Source organism: Rhodococcus sp. AC861 (assembly GCF_979256035.1).
In genome coordinates this window covers 1-309 of the sequence record NZ_CEEDMW010000024.1, presented here as the reverse complement: position 1 = coordinate 309, position 309 = coordinate 1, and the positions used below count along the sequence as shown (strand labels likewise).

Genomic DNA, 309 nt, shown 5'->3' with positions numbered 1-309 from the left:
GATGACGGTGATGCTGCCGTCGGCGTTGCGCTTGTGCACGGCCGTGTTCTTGGCCAGGAGCGTGATGCCCTTCTCCTTCTCCAGGTCACCCGAGTCCATCACGCGGTCGATGGCCTCGGCGCGCTCCTCGACGGCGCCGGACTGGCGGAGCATCGCGTCGACGAGCGTCGTCTTGCCGTGGTCGACGTGCGCGACGAGGGCAACGTTGCGGAAGGTGGTGGGGACGGTCTGAAGTTCGGAGGGGCTGGTCACGCGGAAATCTCCTGGGTCGAATGCGGGGTGAAGAGCGAGCGGCTTCCTCTCCCAGAG

The 309-nt window shown here is 66.7% G+C and carries 1 protein-coding gene; it reads right to left on the bottom strand.

The window, feature by feature from the left end; translation table 11 throughout:
* On the bottom strand, positions 1-252 hold a 252-nt coding region (locus AC0IX4_RS22980; protein ID WP_471831391.1), incomplete at its 3' end, for a GTP-binding protein.
* Between the last annotated feature and the right edge of the window lie 57 nt (positions 253-309).